Source organism: Zoogloea oleivorans, assembly GCF_008107625.1.
GTDB classification, from domain to species: Bacteria; Pseudomonadota; Gammaproteobacteria; order Burkholderiales; family Rhodocyclaceae; genus Zoogloea; species Zoogloea oleivorans.
In genome coordinates this window covers 1-2,714 of the sequence record NZ_SDKK01000076.1, presented here as the reverse complement: position 1 = coordinate 2,714, position 2,714 = coordinate 1, and the positions used below count along the sequence as shown (strand labels likewise).

Sequence of the window (2,714 nt, the reverse complement as noted above, 5' to 3'; positions counted from 1 at the left end):
CCATCGCCTCCCTCAACGGCTCGGCCTCGCTGCGCTTTGGCGCCGGGGCGAGCCTGGCGGTGGGCGGCGGCGTCCAGCTGCAGGCTGCGGCGGCCTTCTCGACCGGCATCAGCGCCAGCGCAGGGATCGGCATCGGTGGCGGAGCCGGGCTCAGCCTCGGGGCCAGCGCAGGTGCCGGCATCAGCGCCGGAGCGGGCATCGGCGTTTCGGCCGGCGCCAGCGGCGGCTCCTTCTCGGGCCTTCGCGCTAGCGCCTCAAGCAACCTGAGCGTACCCAGCGGGCGGGCCCTGTTTGCCGCCGGCAGCAACGTATCCACCGGCGCCAGCGCCCAGTTTGCCGCCGGCGGGCGGGCCGAAGCGCGCGGCGGCGCGAGCCTGTCTGCCGACGTCGGGGCCAACGCCGACCTGTCGGCACGCATCACCTTTGGTTGAGGAGCTCGGCATGCCAACCATCTTCGACGAGATCACCGGCGAAATCGCCCCGCCGACCACCGGCGAGAGCGCCGCCCCGGCCCAACCCGACGGCGCGCCGCAGCCCGACCTCGCCGAGGCCCTGCGCCACGAACTGCAGATCAGCCACGAACGGGAACGGCGCCTGCTCGCCGACTAGGACCAGGCTCATGACCGAAACCGCCCTCAGCCAGACGCCCGTCTACACCGCCCGCCCGACCCTGCGGCTGGCCGGGCAGGAGGATGTGCGTGTCTCGGAGCTGCTCATCGGCATGCGCATGGAAGAGTCCGAAGGCGGCATGAGCGCCCTCGACCTGCGCTTCTCGAACGTGGCCAGCGTGACCGGCGGGAGCGCCGAGATCGGTTTTCCGGCCGACGCGAAGCTCAGGCTCGGAGCCGCCATCGAGGTCTATTGCGGCGACGAGCTGGAACCCCGCGAAATCTTCCGCGGCAAGATCACCGCTCTCGAAGCGGACTTTCGCACCGGGGCGCCGCCGGAACTCACCGTGCTCGCCGAAGACAGCCTGCAGCAGGCCCGCCTGGCCCGGCGCAGCAAGGTCTACACCGACCAGTCGCCGGCCGACATCGTGCGCGCGGTGGCCGGCGAGCTGGGCCTCACCCCGGTCATCACCGGTCTGGCCAGCCCCGTCGCCACCTGGGCCCAGTACAACGAAAGCGATCTGGCCTTCCTGCGCCGCCTGCTGACGCGTTTCGACGCCGATCTACAGGTTGTGGGCAGCGAACTGCAGGTGTCGCCGCGCGGTGAGGTGCGCCGCGGCGCCCTCGACCTGGAGATGTTCAGCCAGCTGGCCCGCGCCCGCGTCACCGCCGACCTGTCGGCCCAGGTCAGCGCCGTCAGCGTGCGCGGCTGGAATGCCCGCGACGGTGTCGCCGTGAAAGCCGACGTCAGCACCGGCACCCACCTCGGCCCCGGCAGCGGCAAGGAAGGCGCGGCGGTGCTGCGCGATGCCTTTGGCGAACGCAGCGAACACATCGGCCACTTTGCGGTGGCCAGCGACGACGAAGCCCGTGCCCTCGCCGAAGCCGCCTACGACCAGCGCGCCCGGCGCTTCGTGCGGGTCGACGGCACGGCGGTCGGCAATGCCCGCCTGCGGGTCGGCTGCCACGTGAGCCTCAGCCAGCTCGGCGCCCCCTACGACAACACCTACTACGTGGTCCGCACCTGCCACGTGTATGACGTGCACCTGGGCTACCGCACCGACTTCGCGGCCGAGTGCGCCTTCTTTGGAGTGCCCTGAGGCCATGGACCGCTCATCCTTCCTGCACCGCTCGCCGGCCTGGCTGCACGCCAGCTACCTGGCCATCGTCACCTCCCTCGACGACCCCGAGCAGATGAACCGGGTGCAGGTACGCCTGGTCGCCTTCGACGACTGCACCAACCAGGACGCCCCCCTGTGGGCCCGCATGGTATGCCCCTTCGCCGGCAACAACCGCGGCGCCTTCCTGATGCCCGACGTGGATGACGAAGTACTGGTCGTCTTCCACAACGGCGACCCGTCCTATCCGCTGGTCCTCGGCGGGCTGTGGAACGGCAGCAGCAGCGCCCCGGCCGCGCTGTCCGGCGGCCAGAACCGCTACAAGGTGATCCGCTCGAAAAACGGCGTGAAGCTGACCCTCGACGACCAGCAGGGGCAGGAGAGCTTCATCGTCGAAACCCCGGGCGGGCAAAAAATCACCCTCAAGGACGGGCCGGGCAGCATCGTCATCGAGGACGCCAGCGGCAACAGCATCAAGCTCGAAACCTCCGGCATCACCATCACGGCCGCCGCCAAGGTCACGGTGAAGGCGCCGCAGGTCGATGTGTCGGCCGGCATGGTCAAGGTCGATGCGGCCATCGCCAAGTTCTCCGGCATCGTCAAGTGCGAAACCCTGATCGCCACCTCGGTGGTGTCCACAAGCTACACGCCCGGCGCGGGCAACATCTGGTGAGGCAGCTCATGAATGCCCCGGCACACCACACCATCACCCTTGCCGCGCCCCGCGACATCGCCAGCGGCAAGGCCCCGGTGATCCTCCAGCGCAACGACGAGGACTTCATCGAGGCGATTCTCGAAGACCTGAAGCGCCCCGCCAGCCGCAGCGGTCTGCAGGCCGACGTGGCCGCCACCCGCAATGCCGAGCAGATCCTGAAACTCTTCCAGCCCACCCAGCGACTCTTCCACGTCGCCCTCATCGAAGCCTGGTGCGCCACGCCGGGCACGCCGCGCCTCGACCCGGCACGGGTGGACGCGGCCGGCCTGGTGC

At 70.1% G+C, this 2,714-nt stretch carries 3 protein-coding genes and 2 pseudogenes; all 5 read left to right on the top strand.

Annotated elements, in window-relative coordinates:
• A pseudogene (locus tag ETQ85_RS26505) lies at positions 1-431 on the top strand (hypothetical protein); the annotation flags it as partial.
• A gap of 10 nt (positions 432-441) precedes the next feature.
• Entirely contained in the window at positions 442-609 is a 168-nt protein-coding gene (locus tag ETQ85_RS26500; RefSeq protein WP_187394882.1) for a hypothetical protein, read from the top strand.
• Positions 610-619: 10 nt separating this feature from the next.
• Complete coding sequence (locus ETQ85_RS25730) at positions 620-1,708, top strand: phage late control D family protein (RefSeq protein WP_148581828.1); 1,089 nt, start codon at positions 620-622, stop codon at positions 1,706-1,708.
• A gap of 4 nt (positions 1,709-1,712) precedes the next feature.
• Positions 1,713-2,399: a phage baseplate assembly protein V gene (locus ETQ85_RS25725; RefSeq protein WP_148581827.1), complete on the top strand. Its 687-nt coding sequence runs from the start codon at positions 1,713-1,715 to the stop codon at positions 2,397-2,399.
• 8 nt (positions 2,400-2,407) lie between these two features.
• A pseudogene (locus ETQ85_RS25720) lies at positions 2,408-2,714 on the top strand (hypothetical protein); the annotation flags it as partial.